Origin of the sequence: Lactococcus muris, assembly GCF_042849115.1 — a bacterium.
In the GTDB taxonomy this organism is placed as follows: Bacteria; Bacillota; Bacilli; order Lactobacillales; family Streptococcaceae; genus Lactococcus; species Lactococcus muris.
In genome coordinates this window covers 141,898-159,784 of the sequence record NZ_BAAFQO010000004.1, presented here as the reverse complement: position 1 = coordinate 159,784, position 17,887 = coordinate 141,898, and the positions used below count along the sequence as shown (strand labels likewise).

Annotated in this window: 13 protein-coding genes and 1 pseudogene; 3 read left to right on the top strand and 11 right to left on the bottom strand. The window is 40.2% G+C overall.

Features of this window, described 5'->3' with window-relative positions; translation table 11 throughout:
* Positions 1-185: 185 nt before the first annotated feature.
* From nadE to ACGHCK_RS03965, 3 genes are read right to left on the bottom strand one after another with little or no spacing between them, the layout of a single operon-like run.
* On the bottom strand, positions 186-1,010 hold the full coding sequence (gene nadE, locus ACGHCK_RS03975) for an ammonia-dependent NAD(+) synthetase (protein ID WP_202230235.1): 825 nt from the start codon (positions 1,008-1,010) through the stop codon (positions 186-188).
* Positions 1,011-1,012: 2 nt separating this feature from the next.
* Positions 1,013-1,501, bottom strand: coding sequence for a GNAT family N-acetyltransferase (locus tag ACGHCK_RS03970; RefSeq protein ID WP_202230234.1), 489 nt, complete (start codon positions 1,499-1,501; stop codon positions 1,013-1,015).
* 4 nt (positions 1,502-1,505) lie between these two features.
* Positions 1,506-2,969, bottom strand: coding sequence for a nicotinate phosphoribosyltransferase (locus tag ACGHCK_RS03965; protein WP_251423697.1), 1,464 nt, complete (start codon positions 2,967-2,969; stop codon positions 1,506-1,508).
* A 439-nt stretch (positions 2,970-3,408) separates the two neighbouring features.
* Here ACGHCK_RS03965 and ACGHCK_RS03960 point away from each other — a divergent pair, with 439 nt between their 5' ends.
* Entirely contained in the window at positions 3,409-5,886 is a 2,478-nt protein-coding gene (locus ACGHCK_RS03960) for a BspA family leucine-rich repeat surface protein (protein ID WP_271328378.1), read from the top strand.
* A 360-nt stretch (positions 5,887-6,246) separates the two neighbouring features.
* Positions 6,247-6,837: a nicotinate-nucleotide adenylyltransferase gene (locus ACGHCK_RS03955; protein ID WP_202230231.1), complete on the top strand. Its 591-nt coding sequence runs from the start codon at positions 6,247-6,249 to the stop codon at positions 6,835-6,837.
* A 353-nt stretch (positions 6,838-7,190) separates the two neighbouring features.
* Here ACGHCK_RS03955 and ACGHCK_RS03950 read toward each other — a convergent pair whose 3' ends face one another.
* The 8 genes and pseudogenes from ACGHCK_RS03950 to ACGHCK_RS03915 form a co-directional block, all read right to left on the bottom strand.
* Positions 7,191-7,865, bottom strand: coding sequence for a hypothetical protein (locus ACGHCK_RS03950; RefSeq protein ID WP_251423691.1), 675 nt, complete (start codon positions 7,863-7,865; stop codon positions 7,191-7,193).
* 338 nt (positions 7,866-8,203) lie between these two features.
* Positions 8,204-9,103 (bottom strand): annotated as a pseudogene (locus tag ACGHCK_RS03945) (ISL3 family transposase).
* Between the two features lie 511 nt (positions 9,104-9,614).
* A complete protein-coding gene (gene rnr, locus ACGHCK_RS03940; protein WP_271328379.1) occupies positions 9,615-11,615 on the bottom strand; it encodes a ribonuclease R in 2,001 nt (666 codons plus the stop codon).
* Positions 11,616-11,676: 61 nt separating this feature from the next.
* A complete protein-coding gene (locus ACGHCK_RS03935; protein ID WP_251423685.1) occupies positions 11,677-12,795 on the bottom strand; it encodes an NAD(P)/FAD-dependent oxidoreductase in 1,119 nt (372 codons plus the stop codon).
* Between the two features lie 115 nt (positions 12,796-12,910).
* Positions 12,911-14,509, bottom strand: coding sequence for a hypothetical protein (locus tag ACGHCK_RS03930; RefSeq protein ID WP_394304475.1), 1,599 nt, complete (start codon positions 14,507-14,509; stop codon positions 12,911-12,913).
* A 378-nt stretch (positions 14,510-14,887) separates the two neighbouring features.
* Positions 14,888-15,184 (bottom strand): hypothetical protein, encoded by a 297-nt coding sequence (locus ACGHCK_RS03925; RefSeq protein ID WP_202231040.1) that lies wholly within the window; start codon positions 15,182-15,184, stop codon positions 14,888-14,890.
* 475 nt (positions 15,185-15,659) lie between these two features.
* Positions 15,660-15,857, bottom strand: coding sequence for a hypothetical protein (locus ACGHCK_RS03920; protein ID WP_202231039.1), 198 nt, complete (start codon positions 15,855-15,857; stop codon positions 15,660-15,662).
* A 41-nt stretch (positions 15,858-15,898) separates the two neighbouring features.
* Positions 15,899-16,669: a TraX family protein gene (locus ACGHCK_RS03915; RefSeq protein ID WP_237459991.1), complete on the bottom strand. Its 771-nt coding sequence runs from the start codon at positions 16,667-16,669 to the stop codon at positions 15,899-15,901.
* Between the two features lie 480 nt (positions 16,670-17,149).
* Between ACGHCK_RS03915 and ACGHCK_RS03910 the strand changes: the two genes are divergently transcribed.
* Positions 17,150-17,743: a TetR/AcrR family transcriptional regulator gene (locus ACGHCK_RS03910; protein ID WP_251423086.1), complete on the top strand. Its 594-nt coding sequence runs from the start codon at positions 17,150-17,152 to the stop codon at positions 17,741-17,743.
* Positions 17,744-17,887 lie beyond the last annotated feature (144 nt).

Here is a 17,887-nt window from a genome sequence, read left to right as displayed (position 1 = left end):
GGAAAAACTAAGTCTGAGGCTTTGAGGTCCAGCAAAAGTGTGATAGAATCTGAATGAGTCATAGGAATCCTAACTAAAAATGGTGATTGGTAACTTCATTTTAGCGGATTACTATGGCTTTTTTCCTACAAAAAATGGCGGTAGATTTTCATCTACCACCACAGATTATACAGAACCTTATATTCTTATTTCCAAAAATCATCAAAAACGGTAATGGGCAGGTGACGCTTGTGTTCCGTTTTAAGATACCAATTTTCGATTTTTTCTTGTGCTTCGGGGCTGATTGAGCGACCTTCTGTATAGTTGTCAATATCCTCGTAAGTCACACCCAAAGCGACTTCGTCTGCCAAGCCGGGCTTGCCATCTTCCAAGTCTGCTGTAGGAACTTTCTCATAAAGAGAAGGTTCTGCGCCTAAAGCGGCGAGCAACATTTTACCCTGACGTTTATTGAGACGGAAAAGCGGCAACAGGTCAGCACCACCATCACCAAATTTTGTGTAGAAACCTGTGATATTCTCTGCTGCATGATCTGTCCCTAGCACAGCACCTTGCATGCCACCTGCAATGCCATATTGGCTAATCATACGTTGCCGTGCTTTGATATTTCCCTTGTTAAAGTCAGAAATTTCCACACCTGTTGCTTCTAAAGCCCTAACTTGCGCATCAACGGCCTCTTTAATATTTACTACCAAACTAACGTCTGGTTTGATAAATTCAAGAGCTCTTTGGGCATCTGCTTCATCTGCTTGCACACCATAGGGTAAGCGAACCGCAACAAACTTATAATCTTTATTTCCAGTCTCGGCACGCATTTCTTCCATGGCAATTTGTCCCAGACGTCCCGCCAAAGTCGAGTCTTGACCACCAGATATGCCTAAAACATAAGTTTTAATAAAAGGGTATTTCCTCAAATAATCTTTGAGAAAGTCAATAGACTTACGTATCTCCTCTTGTGCATCTATAGTGGGTTTAACTCCCAACTCTTTGATAATTTTTTCTTGTAAAGACATATTCACCCCAAAATTTTAGCCATATAAAATTCATCGACCAATGCATCATTGATTTTAAGAGACTGGCTACGTACTCCTTCAATAATAAAACCATTTGTTTTATAACAAGATATTGCTGCAGCATTATTCACTGCGACTGTGAGCTCTAAACGAGAAACTCCTGTATTTTGAGCCCAGTCCTCAAGCTCAGTAAACAAGCGGCTCGCAATACCTTGACGACGATAGTCTGCACGAACGGCAACAACAATAGAAGCTCTATGCCGTGCACGTCTATAGGCCTGACGAAAGGCAGCGAGATAAGCAACCAGCACACCTTGATCGTTGTCGGCCCCTATCAAAAAGTCAGTTGAAGCAATCTGATTGGCCAACTCATGTCGCTTCGTTTTTTGCTCATCCGGTTCAATCAGCATAAATTTGTTTTCTTGATAGATTTCTTTTTGTAATTGACCAAAAGCCTCCGCATGAGCCAGTTCAATATTTTTTATTCTCATAGTATCAATCCACTTTCATTTCAGAAACTTTGGCGCGCACTTGACTGATGAGGTGCATCTTATGGTTCCACAGTTCTTGCGACAAGTCAACAGGATAAGGCTGAGGATTGAGATTACGCTTATACTCATCCCAAAGCTCTGTCAGGTTTGCTGCAGCAAAGCTCTTGATTTCTTCTAAGCTTGGCAAAGTATAGACCTGTTGTCCCTTAACAAAAATCTCTTTGAGTAAGGATTTTGCCTTAAAGTCGCGTACATTTTTATTGATGAAAGTATGTACAGGATGAAACATATAAATTTCATCAAGCTGGTCTGGTCTTTCATCATCAAATGTGATATAGTCTCCTTCAGATTTACCATCACTTTCTCTTGTTATACGCCATATTTGTTTTTTACCCGGTGTCGAAACCTTTTCAGCATTGCTTGATAGCTTAATCGTATCCTGCATTTCACCCTGATCGTCTTCCATTGACACGAGCTTATAGACAGCACCCAGCGCTGGCTGATCATAGGCTGTGATAAGCTTGGTCCCCACACCCCAGACATCAATCTTCGCTCTTTGCATTTTCAAATTCAAGATAGTTGCCTCATCTAGGTCATTTGAAGCATAAATTTTAGCCTCGGTAAAGCCAGCCTCGTCTAATTGCTTACGTACTTTTTTGGAGATGTAAGCCATATCGCCTGAGTCGATGCGCACACCTTGGAAGTTGATTTTGTCGCCAAATTCACGTGCCACACGAATGGCTGCCGGAACACCAACGTTCAAAGTATCGTAAGTATCCACAAGGAAGACACAATCTTTATGCGTTTGAGCATAAGCCTTGAAGGCTTCATAATCGTTGCCGTAGCTCTGGACTAAAGCATGAGCATGTGTCCCACTCGGTTTAATGCCAAAGATCTTAGCCGCACGCACATTACTTGTTGCATCTGCACCTCCGATATAGGCCGCACGCGTCCCCCAGATGGCAGCATCCATTTCTTGTGCTCGGCGTGTGCCAAACTCAAGCAATGGGTCATCCCCAATGACAGACTTAATACGTGAAGCCTTTGTCGCAATCAGCGTTTGGAAATTAATGATATTCAGAACAGCCGTTTCGATAAGCTGACATTCAGCCAATGGTCCTTCTATCTGTACCAAAGGTTCGTTGGCAAAAACGAGTTCTCCTTCTTGGACAGAACGGACTGTACCTGTAAAACGAAGCTGCGCCAGATACTCTAAAAAATCCTCAGGATAATCCAAATCACGGAGGTAAGAAATATCCGTTTCTGTAAATCTTAACTTGTTCAAGTAGTCAACCATGCGTTCCAGACCTGCAAAAATAGCATAACCGTTTTCAAAAGGCATTGAACGGAAAAAGACTTCAAAAACAGAATTACGCTGATGACGCCCCAGTTCCCAGTAGGTCTGCATCATATTTATTTGATAAAGGTCTGTGTGTAAAGTTAAACTATCGTCTGGATATAGTGGCATGGTAACTCCTTTTATGAGTGACAAATTATATTCTAGCTCTATTTTAACAAAATTTAACAGTAAATTGTATTGTCATCTCTCCTCTTCTCTTAAGTTTATCGCATATTTTTCACTTTTACAGAATATTAATCATTGGAACAGGTTATTTTTTTAAATATCGTTTCTAAATTCCAGCACCATAATAGAGGGAAAAAAATCAGCTTTACTGTTTTTGAGCTATAACACCCACGAAACACTGGTAACACAGTGAAAACTCATATTTTTGAGTTTTTATAAATTGACAGTCACAAAAAATTCACAAAATGATAGGAGCACTAAAAGCTGGATCTATCGGACAGCAAAGACGAAAAGTCTCTTTGTTTATTAAATTATTTTTTAAAAATAGAAAAACATGAGATAATGATTAATGTAATATTAAAAAATAAGAAAAGAGGTTTTTATGACTAAAAACAGAACTTTACATGAAGAAAAACGTAAATCCCAGCAAAAGGCCAAACGCAAAGCTCGGCTTCACAAAATCGAAACAGCAACCGCCACATCCGCGCTTCTGCTCAATCCAGCTGTAGTGAGCGGAAAAGTGTTAGCTAAAAAAGCGGATGCCATCGGTGAGCCCCAAACCGAGCTGGTCGTCGAAGCACCAACGCCAACAGAAATCCCAGAGCTCGCAGCAATTGAAGAGCTTGAAACAGGTGCCGAGGAGAGCGCTGTACCAACTGAAACATTTGGCGTCAATCTAGAACTGCCACTACAAGTACAAGATTTTTCCGAAACATCAGTTCAGACTCCAGTTCAAAACGTAGGTATTGCTCCGACAGCCATAGCAATCTCTCCGACAGTCACAGGAGTCTGGTCTGGCATCAGTTATGAGTATGTATCAGAAAGTGGAATTTTGAACATCACAGGAGGCCAACTTCCCTATAATACTGGTGGAGGCGTGCACTTTGACACCCTTGAACAGACTATCGGTCCAATCCGAGAAATAAACTTTACAGGAAAAACCTATGCTTCAGTCAATCATTATGGACTGTTTTGGCGTTTGGAAGAGCTCACAACGATTAATTTCAATGGAAATTTTGATACTTCTGCTACAAAAAACTTCGAATCTTGGTTCCGCTGGACACCCTCTTTGACTCACATTGATTTGAGTACACTCAGCACATTAAATTTAACCACAAGTGTTAATCATATGTTTCAAGAATCTGGAGTACAATTTTTAGATTTGAGTATGCTTGATTTTTCTAGAGTGGTAGAAATGACTGGTATGTTTGAAGATGCTGGTGATTTGGAAGAGGTCATACTGCCAGAGAACTTTGGAGCTTCGGCTATGACGATGGATTGGATGTTTGATATGTATGTCAGCGGCAGTAAGTTGACAAATATTGATTTGAGTAAATTCAATACTTCTAATGTGGTACAAATGACTTTAATGTTTAGAAATCTAGACCACATACCTACACTTGATTTTAGTAATTTTGATACCTCTAAGGTAAAAATGATGAATCAAATGTTTATGCGTAGTACCTTTGAAACATTAGATTTGAGTAACTTTAATACTGCGAAAGTTCAGCAGTTTAGTCAGATGTTCCAAGAAACAGAGGTTAAACGTCTGGATTTGTCAAGTTTTGACACAACAGGTGCTGTAAGTTTCCAGAATATGTTCCAAGACTCAACAGTTGAATACCTAGACCTTTCAAGTTTTGACACCTTGTTTACAAATGTAACTCCAGCTGAGGGATGGACCTCTGAAAACTGGATGGAAAACTATGTGAAACCTTATGCAAGTCGGAAAGATATGTTGGCGAATACCCATCATCTTACAACCTTGATTTTGGGACCAAAGACGGTTCTTGAAGACACTAACCTCCCAGGGGAAATCCCAGGTTATATGAACAGCTGGATTCGTCAAGAGGACGGAAAGGTGGTGAGCTCAGAGGAACTCATGGAACTTTCTAAAACAGAAGGGAATGCCGCTGGGATATGGGTACGAGGTGTGCGTTATGAGCAAGACATTCATAACTTTGCCGTGAAAAACGATATCAGTGATGAAGGCCTTCGAGAAGCGCTTGATCAAAATATTGGTGAGCTACTTTATGCCGGTGACCAAGAGATTGATTTGGACATCACTCCTGCTCTGGACAACTATCTTGTAAAAATGAGTGCCTTACGAGATGAAAACGGCATTTTACCAGCAGGTATTTATCCGATGGAAGAGACGATGGTTTATGATGAGGATCCTGGGGAAGGGGAGCGTTCGGTACTGATTACCTTCAACTTGACACTGTTCGTCTACGATGAGGATACGACTTGGGCAGCGAACGATATTTATGTGAATCTGGAACACTTAGAGCGTAAACACAGCGAACGTCCAACGCTTGACCATGACCACTTGCTTGCTAATGGTGTGCTGAAAGCCACTCGAATTTCAACGGTTGAGGAGCTTCATGATAAAAGTATGATTGAGTTTATCGAATCAGATGTACAGGATTTGATGACAAATGAGACATCAGAAATGCTACATGAGGTTGGCTTCAAAATCAATACTCCCGAAATAAACACTTTAAATGTGGAAGGATATGATGGTATTCTGAAAGTAAATATTACAAGTGATGAGAATATGCTAGGAAATCCACCAAAAGAAAATGAAGCTGAAAAGCCCGAAAAACCAGAGCCACCAGTGATTCCAACACCGATTGTGGTGGAAGAAGATGTGGTGGATCCAACACCGATTGTAGCGGAAAAAGATATGGTAGTTCCAACGGAATTCGTGGCTGATGCAGAAAATGTACCGGCGCCAGATGATGAAGATCTCCCAAGCACTGGCGACCTAACAGACGGTGCAGCCCTTGGCGTCGCAGCATTGACCGCAGCCGCATTGCTTAAAAAACGCAAGAAAAAATCTGAAAAAGATGAAAAATAATCGCATCTGAATAGGTGAACCTTCAAATTAAAACAGACAAAAAAGCAGTCAAAACCGCTTGCACAGCGGTTTTTCATGAGGAGATTGTTCTAACACTATCCCATCCTGCAGATACGAACAACGCTGTTGAAACTCATCATTTGAGCTTAAAAAAATTGATTTTCACAAAAGTGATATATGGAACAATAAAGTAAATGAAAGCAATATTCTTTAGTGAACATTGCTTTCATTTTTTACTGATTTCATTTAGAAATATCACTTAACCAAGGAGAGAGGATAACCTATAATCTTTTAGTACAGCTCTAATCTTCCGCTTTTTTGCTATAATATGTGAAGAATAAAAAGGAGCTATCAATCCTAATGTTAGAAAAAGTAAAAAGAAATAAAATTGGAATTCTTGGCGGCAACTTTAATCCAGTCCACTTTACCCATCTGATGATGGCTGATCAAGTCGCTCAACGTCTTGACTTAGACAAGGTGTGGCTCATGCCCGAAGCTCTTCCCCCACATGTTGACGAGAAAAGAACAATCTCAGCCGAACACCGTGTAAATATGCTGGAGCTAGCGATTACGGATAACCCCCGCTTGGCTCTTGAGCTCGGGGAGGTAGAACGTGGCGGAAAATCCTATACCTATGATACGATGAAGCTCCTCACTCAAGATTATCCAGATACTGATTTTTATTTTATCATTGGTAGTGATATGGTGGAATATCTTCCAAAATGGTACAAGATTGAAGCTTTACTCGACTTGGTTCAGTTTGTTGCTGTTCAACGCTCAGCATCCCCTATCGAAAGTCCTTATCCTGTACAGTGGCTAGACTTGCCCCTCTCTTCTGTTTCCAGTACTTCTTTACGTAAGATGTTTAAAGAAGGGATTGAACCTGCTTACCTCATGCCTCAATCTGTTATTGATTATATTAAAAAAAACAAGCTCTATCTTGAAGGATAGAGCTTGTTTATTATTCTGCAAATTCTTTCTGTTTTAATAATTCATGCCCTTGAAGTACAAGGATACCAAAGACGATCAGATAAAGACATAAAAAATTCTTCTTGGTTTTTAAGTACAACTCTATTCTATAGAAGCTCCAGCTAACGTTGGCTCTTTTTTTGTTTTATGTCTTTATAAAGTTTATGACCCTCAGGAATCATAACAATCGCAATAATTAAAGTAAAAATATAGCTGTAATCATTTTGATGAGTTATTAAACCATATATAAGAGTCACTGTACATATAACTATAATTATAGATTGCATTATTTTAAATATTTTCATGACTTCACCTTGTTATTGAAAAGCAACAGCCTAAATTTGAGAACCTGAATAATTTGGAGTTGTATTGAATACAATTCCTCCCGGAAACTTAGACATAGGATAGCCCAAAGCTCCAGCTGCTGCTCCTATTGCACCAGCAGCAGCCTTAGCATATGCATGAGGAATAAAATACAAAACTCCAGCAACTACACCTGCCGAACTAGTGATTACTCCAGAAACTTGACGAATTTTGCTACGAGAAACCCCTACACGTTTCCCCCACCAATAAGTATGACTATAATTACTGCCTTCTTTAAACTTAATTCTCGATTGGTTCTGAACACCACCTGCTTCTTGTTGAGCAACCGCAGCACTTTCTGCAAAAACAACGGAATTATCTGTTTTAACTATATTTTCTTTAGAAACTTTTTTAAATTGTTGATTCAAGAACGAATTACTTTCTTTGATTATTGCTTTCAATTTAATAATTTCGTCCTGAGTAGTATTTTCAGGTAAAAGACTTTCATCAAGAACAAATTTATTGTTATCTAATTCTATTGCGTTATCGTATTTGGAAACGAAGCTTCCAGTTAATTGCTCATTCTCATCAAGATTTTGAGCAATCGCAGACTGGCTACTTACATCTGCAAAAGCAGGATTTGGTGCACCAGACAAACAAAGCACACCCAACAAAACAGCAAAACTCAGCATTAGTTGTTTTAACATAGCATTCCTCCTAAATGTCTTTTAATGAAGCATTTTTAATTTTAGAGACTCTTGAAACTGAATCGTAATTATATTGTATAATACAAAGTATAAATTTGTAGAGAGGACAAAGACCTGTAAAGGGGGTGAAAAATTTATAAAAAAGAACGAAATAATCTGGAAGATACACAGAGCAAGACAGTTAAAAAATTAAAATGAACGTGTGGGAGAAACTTTTTCTTCTTATTATTTTTTGAAGAACATAGTCAAAGTAAAATTTTCGGTTCTGTCAACTCTGCGGTGGTAATCGCTAAAAATGAGTTAGAATGAGTATGAGAAAGTTGCCTTGGGGCAGCTTTTTAGTTTGTTTTTGAGAGAATTTGTTGGAGTAAAATCCGTTTTCTGAGATGGTCAAATCTGACAAAGCCAAAGGCAATGCGTTTAATGAGTTTACAAAGATTATTCTTGCCTTCAAGTGGGCCGTTGGAATAGGGCGAAACAATGCCTCGTGAAATAGCCTGCTTGTGTTTAAGCAAGTAACGACAAGACTTTTTAAAGTCCTCTGGCAAGCTTTCAGGCAGGGTTTGGATGACTTCAAAAAAGTCCTCTGCTTGCTTGTTCTGAAAAGCATCCAGTGCACTTTGATAGACTTCATAAGCCGCTTGAAGCTGCGGGCTATAAGCCAAAAGATAATCAATGACCTCACCTTCGGTCCGCCATTCGCCCCTGAAAAGTGGCCATTGTTTCCGGTTCTGATAATTGACCTTGCCGTTCCATTTGAGGATCTGGCGCCAGTATTTCTTGAATTTGCGGTAGATTTTCCTCTTGTCGCCCTTGAGGTTTTTGAGTGCCTTCATTTCCTTGACTCACAGCTGGTTAAAGGCTCGTGACAACTGTTGGACCACATGAAAGCCGTCAATAATCAGCTGAGCGTTGGGAAAAAGCGTCAAGAGGGCAGGATAGGAGGAATTCATGTCCATGACAATGGTTTTGACTTTCAGACGTTCAGAGCGAGGAAATTTCAGGAAATAGGCCATCAAGTCCGCTTGTTTACGACTTTCTAGGATGTCAATAATATCATGTGTCAAGCCATCAGAGTAGACAAAAGCTAAGCCATTATCAGAATTTTGAGTGGCTTTAAATTCATCAAAACACAGGACTTCTGGCAGCTGCCTAAAAGCTTGTTTTAAAGAGATTTGATCCACGATTTGCCAGCAGAAAGCAGGCGACACAAAGTAACGCTTTGCCACATCTTTCATTGCCATCTTGACCTTGAAATCAAGGAGGATAGCGACCTTAACAGTAGATGAGATATTTCCCCCAGGTTCTACGAAATAAGGTGTAGGCGTAAAAGTAACGCCACAATCTGCACAGTTATACTTTGCTTTGGTCAACTCCAGAACTCTTGGCCTGTGTCCGGCAGGTGTCATAAGCACCTCAGAAGTCCTGTAATCACGGACTTTACGAGACTCAGAAATGACACCACAGCTACTACAAATGGTCTTCTTGGGGCGATAGGTAGCTTTGAAAATCAAGGCTTTGTGATACCCTGTAAGCTTAGTGTAGTCTTCGCGAACAAAATTTTCCAGTGGAAAATCTAACTCTGAGGCTTTCAAGTCGAGCGAAAGTGTGATAGAATCTGAATGAGTCATAGGAATCCTAACTAATAAATGGTGGTTGGTAACTTCATTTTAGCGGATTACTATGGCTTTTTTCCTACAAAAAAATGGCAGTAGATTTTCATCTACCACCACAGAGTATACAGAACCTTTATTCTTCAATAACTTCCTCAAAATCAACGGTCCCTTTACGCTTGTTGGCGGAAATGACACGAATTTTTAGGACATCACCCATGCGGTAAGTTTTTTCTGATTTTTTGCCCTTGAAAATGTCTTCTTCTTCATCGAATTCGATAGCTTCTTCAACACCGGTATGAAGATTGACCGTACGAATCAAACCTTGTACAGTATTTTCAAGTTCCATGAAAAGGCCAAATTTTTGAACACCGGTTACGGTAGCTGTGTAAACTTCCCCAATATGATCTTGCATATATTCTGCTTTTTTCATGGCGTCAACGATGCGTTCCGTCACAACTGCACGATGTTCCATGTCGGAAGACTGTTTAGCAATTTCAGGCAAACGGTCTTTCCATTCTTCTTTTGTACGGTTGGAATGATCTTTTGAATAAAGACGAAGCAAACGATGTACAACCAAGTCGGGATAACGACGAATTGGACTGGTAAAGTGTGTATAGTCCGTCGCGGCTAAACCATAGTGATGCGTATTTTTTTCAGAATACAAAGCTGTTGACATGGTATGACGTAATTGATAAGTCAGCGTTTTTTCAAATGCTGTACCCTTAATCTCTTCCGCAAAGTAATTCACGGCTTCATGAGAATCAGAGCTTAAGCTAAATCCAGCATCTGCAGCCTTTTCCATCAGTTTGGCAAACGCTTTTTCCTTAGGTTTGTCATGCACGCGGTAAAGCGAAGGCAGTTTTTTCTTCCGAAAATCAAGGGCAACTGTTTCGTTGGCTGCCAGCATAAAGGACTCAATCATACGTTCTGCCGTGCCACGATCACGTTTCACAACATCAATCGCATGCCCCTTTTCGTCCAAGAGAACTTTCGCTTCACTTTCATCAAATTCGATCATGCCACGTTGATGGCGCATCTCTTCGAGCAGCGCATGAAGTTCGCCAGCAATAGCAACAGAGTCCACAATTTTAGGGAACTGCTCTAAACTTTCACGATGTCCTTCTTGGCCTTTGTTGAGCATCTTGTTCACTGTGGAATAGGTCATGCGATAAGTTGTCTTAATCACCGATGGACCAATCTTATAATTGATAATTTTACCTGATTTATTGATTTCCATAATGCATGACATGGTTAGACGTTCTTGGGCTTCGTTCAGCGAACAAAGGTTATTTGAAAGTTTTACCGGCAACATGGGCACAACACGATCTGTAACGTAGACAGATGTGGCACGTGCGAAGGCCTCCTCATCTAAAGGGGAGCCATCGGTCACATAGTGAGAAACATCAGCGATGTGAACACCTAGCTCATAATTTCCATTGGCTAACTTCTTAACATGGATGGCATCATCTAAGTCTTTCGAATCCTCACCGTCAATCGTATAAGTGATTTCTGAACGGTAATCTTCACGACCAGCAAGGTCTTCCTCGGTTAATTCTTCTGGTATTGCTTCCGTTTGAGCTATTGTCTCCGGTGTAAATTCTTGCGGAATTTTCATGGCACAAAGCACCTCTAAAATATCGATCCCGACATCATCCTTGTGACCGATAATTTCTAGCAATTGCCCTTCAAAAGCCTTGTCTTCATCTGGATGCTGTGTTACTTTGACACGTACCACATCTTCTTCCTGTAACCCGGGAAGAGGCTGCCTAATGTACAAAGGATCTGTTATTTTTTCATTGTAAAGTTGAATGATTCCTTTATAACCCGTCAATTTGCTTTGACGACTTGATAAACTTTTATAGGTCCCAACGGTTTCAGTAACAGAGCGCTTTATAATTTTTATAATCTGCCCATCTGCACCACGTTTCGCATTTTTTTGATGAAGCACTCGAACAAGGACAGTATCTCCATCCATGGCTGATTTGGTAAATTTTGGTGAGATGAAGATATCATTGCTCTTGTCGATTGCATCCAGTGGGTTCACAAAACCAAAACCTTTCGAATGCTTATGAAAAATGCCTTCAACTTCTGTTTTTTCTGGTGTATTAACGATTAAATCTGATATTTTGGCCATTACTATCTTTCTGTTTTTTCAATCTATCTTTTCCATTATAACACACCCTTTGATACGTCTTTTATTTTGAAGCATTTTTGGCTTTTATATAGTTTTTCAAATCTTTTGTATATATCCCCATCTCCCATTGACGTTGAGTACTGTTGAGATACTGCGCTAAAAGATAGGCAATATAGGGTCCTGTCGTTAAGCCTGAGGATCCCAATCCACTCGCCACTATTAAACCTGCTTCGCCCTCTATTGGACCGAAAAACGGTGCAAAATCTGGTGTATAAGCCCGTGTTCCTACACGATAATTATAGGCTGTTTTTGTGAAAAAATCTTCTTTCAAAAAAGGTTGTACTCCCTTTGTCAACTGTTCAAAAGCTTCTTGGGTGGGACTTAAGTCCCAAGCCGCTTCATTCTCATGTGTAGCGCCCAGAAGCAGACGTCCCTCTTGAAAAGGAATGAGTTCTGCCTCGCCATCCAAGAAAGCCACTGGCCATTCTCCCGTCTCAAAGCTTGTATCAAAGGACAAAAGCTGCCCTTTTTGAGGGGAAACAGCTGCCGAATATCCCAGCTGTTCCAACAGACTTTTCAATGCTGGTCCAGGTGTCAAAACCAGTTCATCCACAAAGAAGCTTTCTTGAGTTGAAGCAACCTCCCAGTCATGCCTTCTCCTCCTTACTCTGGCTTCAGTTTTAATGATGTGAATCCCTTTTGCCTCTGCTCGTGCGCGAAGGTGTTCCAAGTAAGCCTTTCCATCTAGACGAGCACCACCTGAAATATACAAACTCTCCGCTGCTTTAAGTAAAGGCAGCTTTTTTTCTGTTTCCTCTGGTCTTAGACGGCGAATTTCACCAATCTCTGGTGCCGTTTTTCTACGCTCTAAGGCAAGCTGTTCAAGCTCTTGAAGTGCTTTTGAACTTCTCAAAAACAAGCTACCACATTTTTCATAGATACTTTCGTGTAAGTTAAAATCCGTCACCAATTGCTCAAAAAAGGACGCTCCATCCCGCGCTAAAGCATACCATTTTTTATTACGTCTCTTGGACAACCACGGTGAAATAATCCCGGCGCTCGCCCCTGTTGCTTGATTTTTCCCTGAGTCAAAAACCGTAATTTCAAATTGTTCTCTATCTAAATAATTGGCCAAAGTCATCCCAATGATGCCCCCACCTATAATCGCTATCTTTTTCATCTTTCTATTATACAAAAAAATACTTTCTAATGAGTAAATACCTTCTACGCACAGAGAACATAAAAAAGCATGTCCCTCAGTGGAATTTGAGAGAGCATGCCTTCCTATATACTACTTACTGGTGGACGATAAGTGCTGGACGTATCCTTAGTTGAGCGTTAGAATCATAAGTTTGCAGGGCACCTCCGGTGGTCAAGCGCCAGCCTCTACCACTTTCTCCAGGCGTACGAAGCCACCATGTACGCATTTGACCCGTGCGACGTTCCTCACGACTTTCCCAAGCTAGTCCTGGACCTGACAAACGTGCCACATCTGCCAATGACAGAGAAAAAGCTCGGCTGGTACCACTTAGGTCAACGGCAGAATTATCTGCACCTACTTCTCCTGTTAGATGAAGCGGTATCCAGCCATTACCCTCAAAAGTAACATCAGCAAATGCAATACTTCCTACTGTGAAAGTATTTTCTACAGGTTGTACCATGGCTTGAACTGCTGGGTCAAGAGCATCATACCACTGATTGAGACGAGTATTCTGATTATCCCAAGAAATCTGTACACCAGCTTCATTCCGAATAATCAAATGATTCCCACCACCCTGATTCTCCAAATAACGATACTGCTCATTAGCCATAGTGAAGATAGTCCCCGGTGCCATAATGCTAAAATTGATTTGGTCGGGTTGAACATTCTCCTCAGGCCCCGGGTTCCCCCAGTTGTTATCAATAGAGCCATTCTGTACAGCTGTCAAGAAGTCTGACAAGTCATCATGATGCGTATAGTTTGGATCTGCAGCCAAGAAGTCATTGATACGGTCGGGACTGATCAGTTGCCCGTCCACATGGATACCGTAGTAATATTCTCCCGGGATAGCATTCGCTGCTGCGGTCATCTCTGCTGCATCCAAGAGGTAAGAGGTGGTCTCTCCTGCTTGAAGTTGGTTGGCCCAGTAAGCCCAGCCTGTTTGGTGGTCGATGACCCAGAAGTTCCCGACTTTCAGGTTATTAGGTAAGGCTGCCCACTGGCTGATGGTCATCGGAGCACGCTCTTGTTGCAGGTTTTGAGCTGCATCATGGGTGACTTCTTCTCCCGGCCAAACTGGTCCGCTGTTGTCAAAGCTGTCGCCAGAGGACCAGTAGGCATCTGTACCGTCTCCGGGATGCGTAGCGCCGTCTGTGACACCGTCTGTGGCTGTGCTTGTGACCCAGTCACGGGCATGTCCTGCGGCTGCTGTCATCAGGTCTTGGTTGTCCCGGTTGAAGGTAGGCATGAACCATGGGGCATCTTGACCTGAGCGGCTCCAACCAAAGGTTAGGTTAGAGTAGGTGTTGAAGGCTGCCGAGTCTCCTACACGGGTGTTGAGGTTGTTCTCTGAGGGACGCATGACCGTCCAAGTGTCCACTTGGTCACGGACGGTATTGTTCACTATAGGGGTGAAGTCTGTATCTCCTGTTGAGCGTTTCTCCATGAACTCGGAGAGGCGGATACGGGCCATGAGAGGCACATTGCCATAGTTCTCCACGAAGACGTCCTTGTTTTCCGTGTCACGGTTGTAGTAGTCGTGGACACGGCCTCCGGGGATGTTTTCTCGGATGCGGTCATTGATGGCCCGCTGGTTGAAGGCTTGGAAGGCGAAGGTGCCGCCTACTAAGAGCAATAAGAGGGACAGGAGCGCGAGGTTGCGCAGCCGCCGCTGGTTTTTCTTTTCTGGTGTCATAAACTCCTCCTTTGACGTAACCTGTGGTTTAGATTTTTCATTACATTTGTATTTCTAATGTTACGTTTACTTTCTGAGTCTATAGTATAAAAAAAAAAAGGTCAAATGAAATGAGTGTTTGATGAGAAATAGTCGATGGAGGAATTTTTACAGCACCTCATTTTTATTATTCCCCTTTTCTAGAATAATGGTATCGGAGCTTCAACAAAAAAGAAGTTCTCTTTGGAACTTCTTATTAAATTAAACGCTGACATTTGTCAAGTGTTTTTCAAATAAAATAAAGAAAAGCCAGCACGCTTTTCTTCAAATTTTAACCATAATGCTAAAAAGAGACCACGATATGGAAACTTAAAATATCTAGCTCTCTAGATTTAAAACTCAAACAATCTCCCAACCTTTGTTCAGCAAGCTATATTTTAACTGTTTGTTCGCAAAAAAAGCATAAATAAAGGTTAAACCTCCCAATGAAGGCAAAGAAACTTCCCACATTTGCCCCGTCAACATGAAACTAATAAAACTAACTATCGTAACTCCAAGGAACATATAACCAATAACTCTCCACTCGCCCCTAAACATCAATGCCCAAATGCCAAAGAAAAATACGGTCCATGAAAAACCTTGTTTAACTATGCGCGTAGCACCTGTACTGGTGTTTTTTAATGTAATGTGAGTCATACTTATCTCCTCATCTTTCTCTTTGTTCTTTAATTTAAAATTCAAAAACCTTGCCCCAGTGTAAAAACTCCTCTTGGTCTTTTCTTCCAGTTCTCCTCTTGTTAATCTACTGTCTTCATATCAACGCTTCGAACAAATTCATATTACTTTCTCTGCGAGGTTCACTTTTATATCACGCATTTCCATTTTTTCACGATTTTTAATGCCTGATACGAAAAGAACTATGCAAATCCTATGCTATTTAAAACACTAGATTCAGCTGAATTAAATGGTGCTGTAAAAAATAAAATAAGAAACAGCGCTAAAATATAGCTAAACACCTCTCTCAGTTTTATAATATATTGACTTCATTTAATCTATTTTTTCAACGAACAACGGTTCTCTGGACTTGACTAAAAACATTGATTCGCACTTCTTCTCCGATTTCCATTGTTCCTTTTAGTTGAGCTTTGACATTAGTCACTTTACTTTTTTGTCATTTACTTCTGTAATGTTCTCTAGCTAAATACGACAAAAGAAGAATCCCAATAATCATTGAAATTCCCCAGCTCGTCCACTCTGCTGAATCTGAATGCTGTAAAAATGGTACGTAGGCCAGCAACAGCTTTTTAATTCCTAGGTTAACAGCTACGATAACTGCATAAGAAATGACACCTTGACAAAACCACTTCACGTCTTTCCTCCTTCCATAAATTTCTTCATAAGTATTTAAATCTATTTAGCGAATAAGGTAGCCAAAATGTAGAAAATGTAGATGTGTGCTGGATAAAAGATATAAAAGAAATTTTTCATCCCTTTACCCTTTTTCCCATCGTACAGTGCCATCGGTATCGCTGCAAACACCATCATCCACTGAATGCCCCTAGTTTCTAAAAGAAACAGCCCCATTGAAAGTAAGACGAGGCATAAGATTTGAATCCAACGTTTTTCTCTAAAAATATAGAATAAAAGCCCTAAAATAACCACCATAAAGCCGCCTTCAACCATCAAAATGTTAGGAACGAGTAGGAACAGCTGTATCAACCAAGTTGGTGTATTCTCATTTAATATCAAAACTTGTAAAAGGGCAGGTAAAATAGGGAGCAAAGTAATGACAATGCCTTTTAAAATCTTCTTGGCTTTCAATAAATCCCAAGCATACATGTAAACCGTTGTCATGAAGAAAGTTGAAAAAGCATTATTAATAAGCGTAATGTCTGGATTGCGCAGCAAATAAACGTTGAGCAAAATATTTCCTGCCCCCATCAAGAGAGAGGCAATCAAGAGTCGGGTCATGAGTTTTTTCTTGCTTCTCGTATAGAAAAAGCTTTCGGCCATTAAAAACAAGAAGATGGGAAAAACAGGTCGTCCCAGCATATTGAAGAACTGTGGTACGTCAGCAGTATTCCACATCTGAAAGATATGGTCAAAAATCATCAAGACAACTGCAAAAAGTTTGAGATTTGTCCCATTGAAAATACTGTTTTTTGTTTGAATTTCTTGCAAAATTTTTCTCCTTTATAAGCTTAATAACCTTGCTTTTTTCCAAAAGATGAGAGCTTTTTCCTCTTTCTTATAAAGACTTTCTCCTTGAGCAGCAGACAAACAAGAACTTAAGATTGAAAAAGGAAGTCAGTTCTTGTTTGTCTATTGTTCAAAGCTAGCCAGCAGAGAAGATAGAAAAAGGCTCCATTGATAATTCTTCCCCTATTTTAGACGCATAATACGCTATTGAAGATGAAAATTGGTGCCAAAAGCACTCCAGATCAGATCAGGTCACATTACTTTTGCCAACTTTTTTCTTAATCTTTTGTTAATATTATTCTTTTCAAAGCATTCTTATTAATACATTTATTATTTTCGTATTATTATTGTATAATTATTATGCGACTTTGACAATTTACATTTGAACTACATTTGTAAACCTTAATAAATTATTCCTTTTTGAATGTCAAAAATAAATAGACAAAATGGAGGACTACAACAGTGCTTTCTGAAACTGCACAAGCCATTATCAATCACACAATAGAGCTTTTAGAAACCAAACCTATAACATCTATTTCAATTGTAGAAATCACGTCTTCGATCCAAATCAGTCGTGTAACCTTTTATAAGTATTTTAGAAATATAAGGGATGTACTTGATGTCTTGGTTGAAGAACTGCTGCTTGGGTTCAGCCAAAAGCTTCAAGAAAAGAACACCCATTTACTTGACTTTGTGAACATGAACAGCTCTTCTGCAATAAAAGCTACCCTGTACGACAATGCTCTAGGCGTCGATAAATATTTCTATGCAAACCGCAAATACATCAAGGGCTTACTCTTCAAAAATAGCGGAATTGATTTTATCTCAATGCTACAAGCGGTGTACTACAATCATTTCCATGTTGCGATTGAAAATGTCCTGTCTATGTACGATAAGAAACTCATCTCAAGATATGTGAACTTTATGGCTTCTGGTGTTACAGCCATTTGGCAAGAATGGTTTGTCAATAATTTTGATTTATCTGTTGAAACGATAACAAATGACCGCTTAGATATGCTTGCTCCGTCGCTCACGGCACTTTACACGAGAAAATAAAAGGAAGGTCTTTATAAAACTCTTGCTAAAGCAAATCAGAAGACAGCTAAAAACGGAGAGAGTGAGCAAAAATAACCTGAACATAAGAGAGAAAGAAACTTATTTTATCCAAAGAAAAAACGCTCAGAGATGCGTTTCATTGCG

What these genes read in the sequence shown, in the direction of transcription:
- nadE (WP_202230235.1), bottom strand. Translation starts at nt 1,010, where the DNA reads ATGTCTTTACAAGAAAAAATTATCAAAGAGTTGGGAGTTAAACCCACT.
- ACGHCK_RS03970 (WP_202230234.1), bottom strand. Translation starts at nt 1,501, where the DNA reads ATGAGAATAAAAAATATTGAACTGGCTCATGCGGAGGCTTTTGGTCAA.
- ACGHCK_RS03965 (WP_251423697.1), bottom strand. Translation starts at nt 2,969, where the DNA reads ATGCCACTATATCCAGACGATAGTTTAACTTTACACACAGACCTTTAT.
- ACGHCK_RS03960 (WP_271328378.1), top strand. Translation starts at nt 3,409, where the DNA reads ATGACTAAAAACAGAACTTTACATGAAGAAAAACGTAAATCCCAGCAA.
- ACGHCK_RS03955 (WP_202230231.1), top strand. Translation starts at nt 6,247, where the DNA reads ATGTTAGAAAAAGTAAAAAGAAATAAAATTGGAATTCTTGGCGGCAAC.
- ACGHCK_RS03950 (WP_251423691.1), bottom strand. Translation starts at nt 7,865, where the DNA reads ATGTTAAAACAACTAATGCTGAGTTTTGCTGTTTTGTTGGGTGTGCTT.
- rnr (WP_271328379.1), bottom strand. Translation starts at nt 11,615, where the DNA reads ATGGCCAAAATATCAGATTTAATCGTTAATACACCAGAAAAAACAGAA.
- ACGHCK_RS03935 (WP_251423685.1), bottom strand. Translation starts at nt 12,795, where the DNA reads ATGAAAAAGATAGCGATTATAGGTGGGGGCATCATTGGGATGACTTTG.
- ACGHCK_RS03930 (WP_394304475.1), bottom strand. Translation starts at nt 14,509, where the DNA reads ATGACACCAGAAAAGAAAAACCAGCGGCGGCTGCGCAACCTCGCGCTC.
- ACGHCK_RS03925 (WP_202231040.1), bottom strand. Translation starts at nt 15,184, where the DNA reads ATGACTCACATTACATTAAAAAACACCAGTACAGGTGCTACGCGCATA.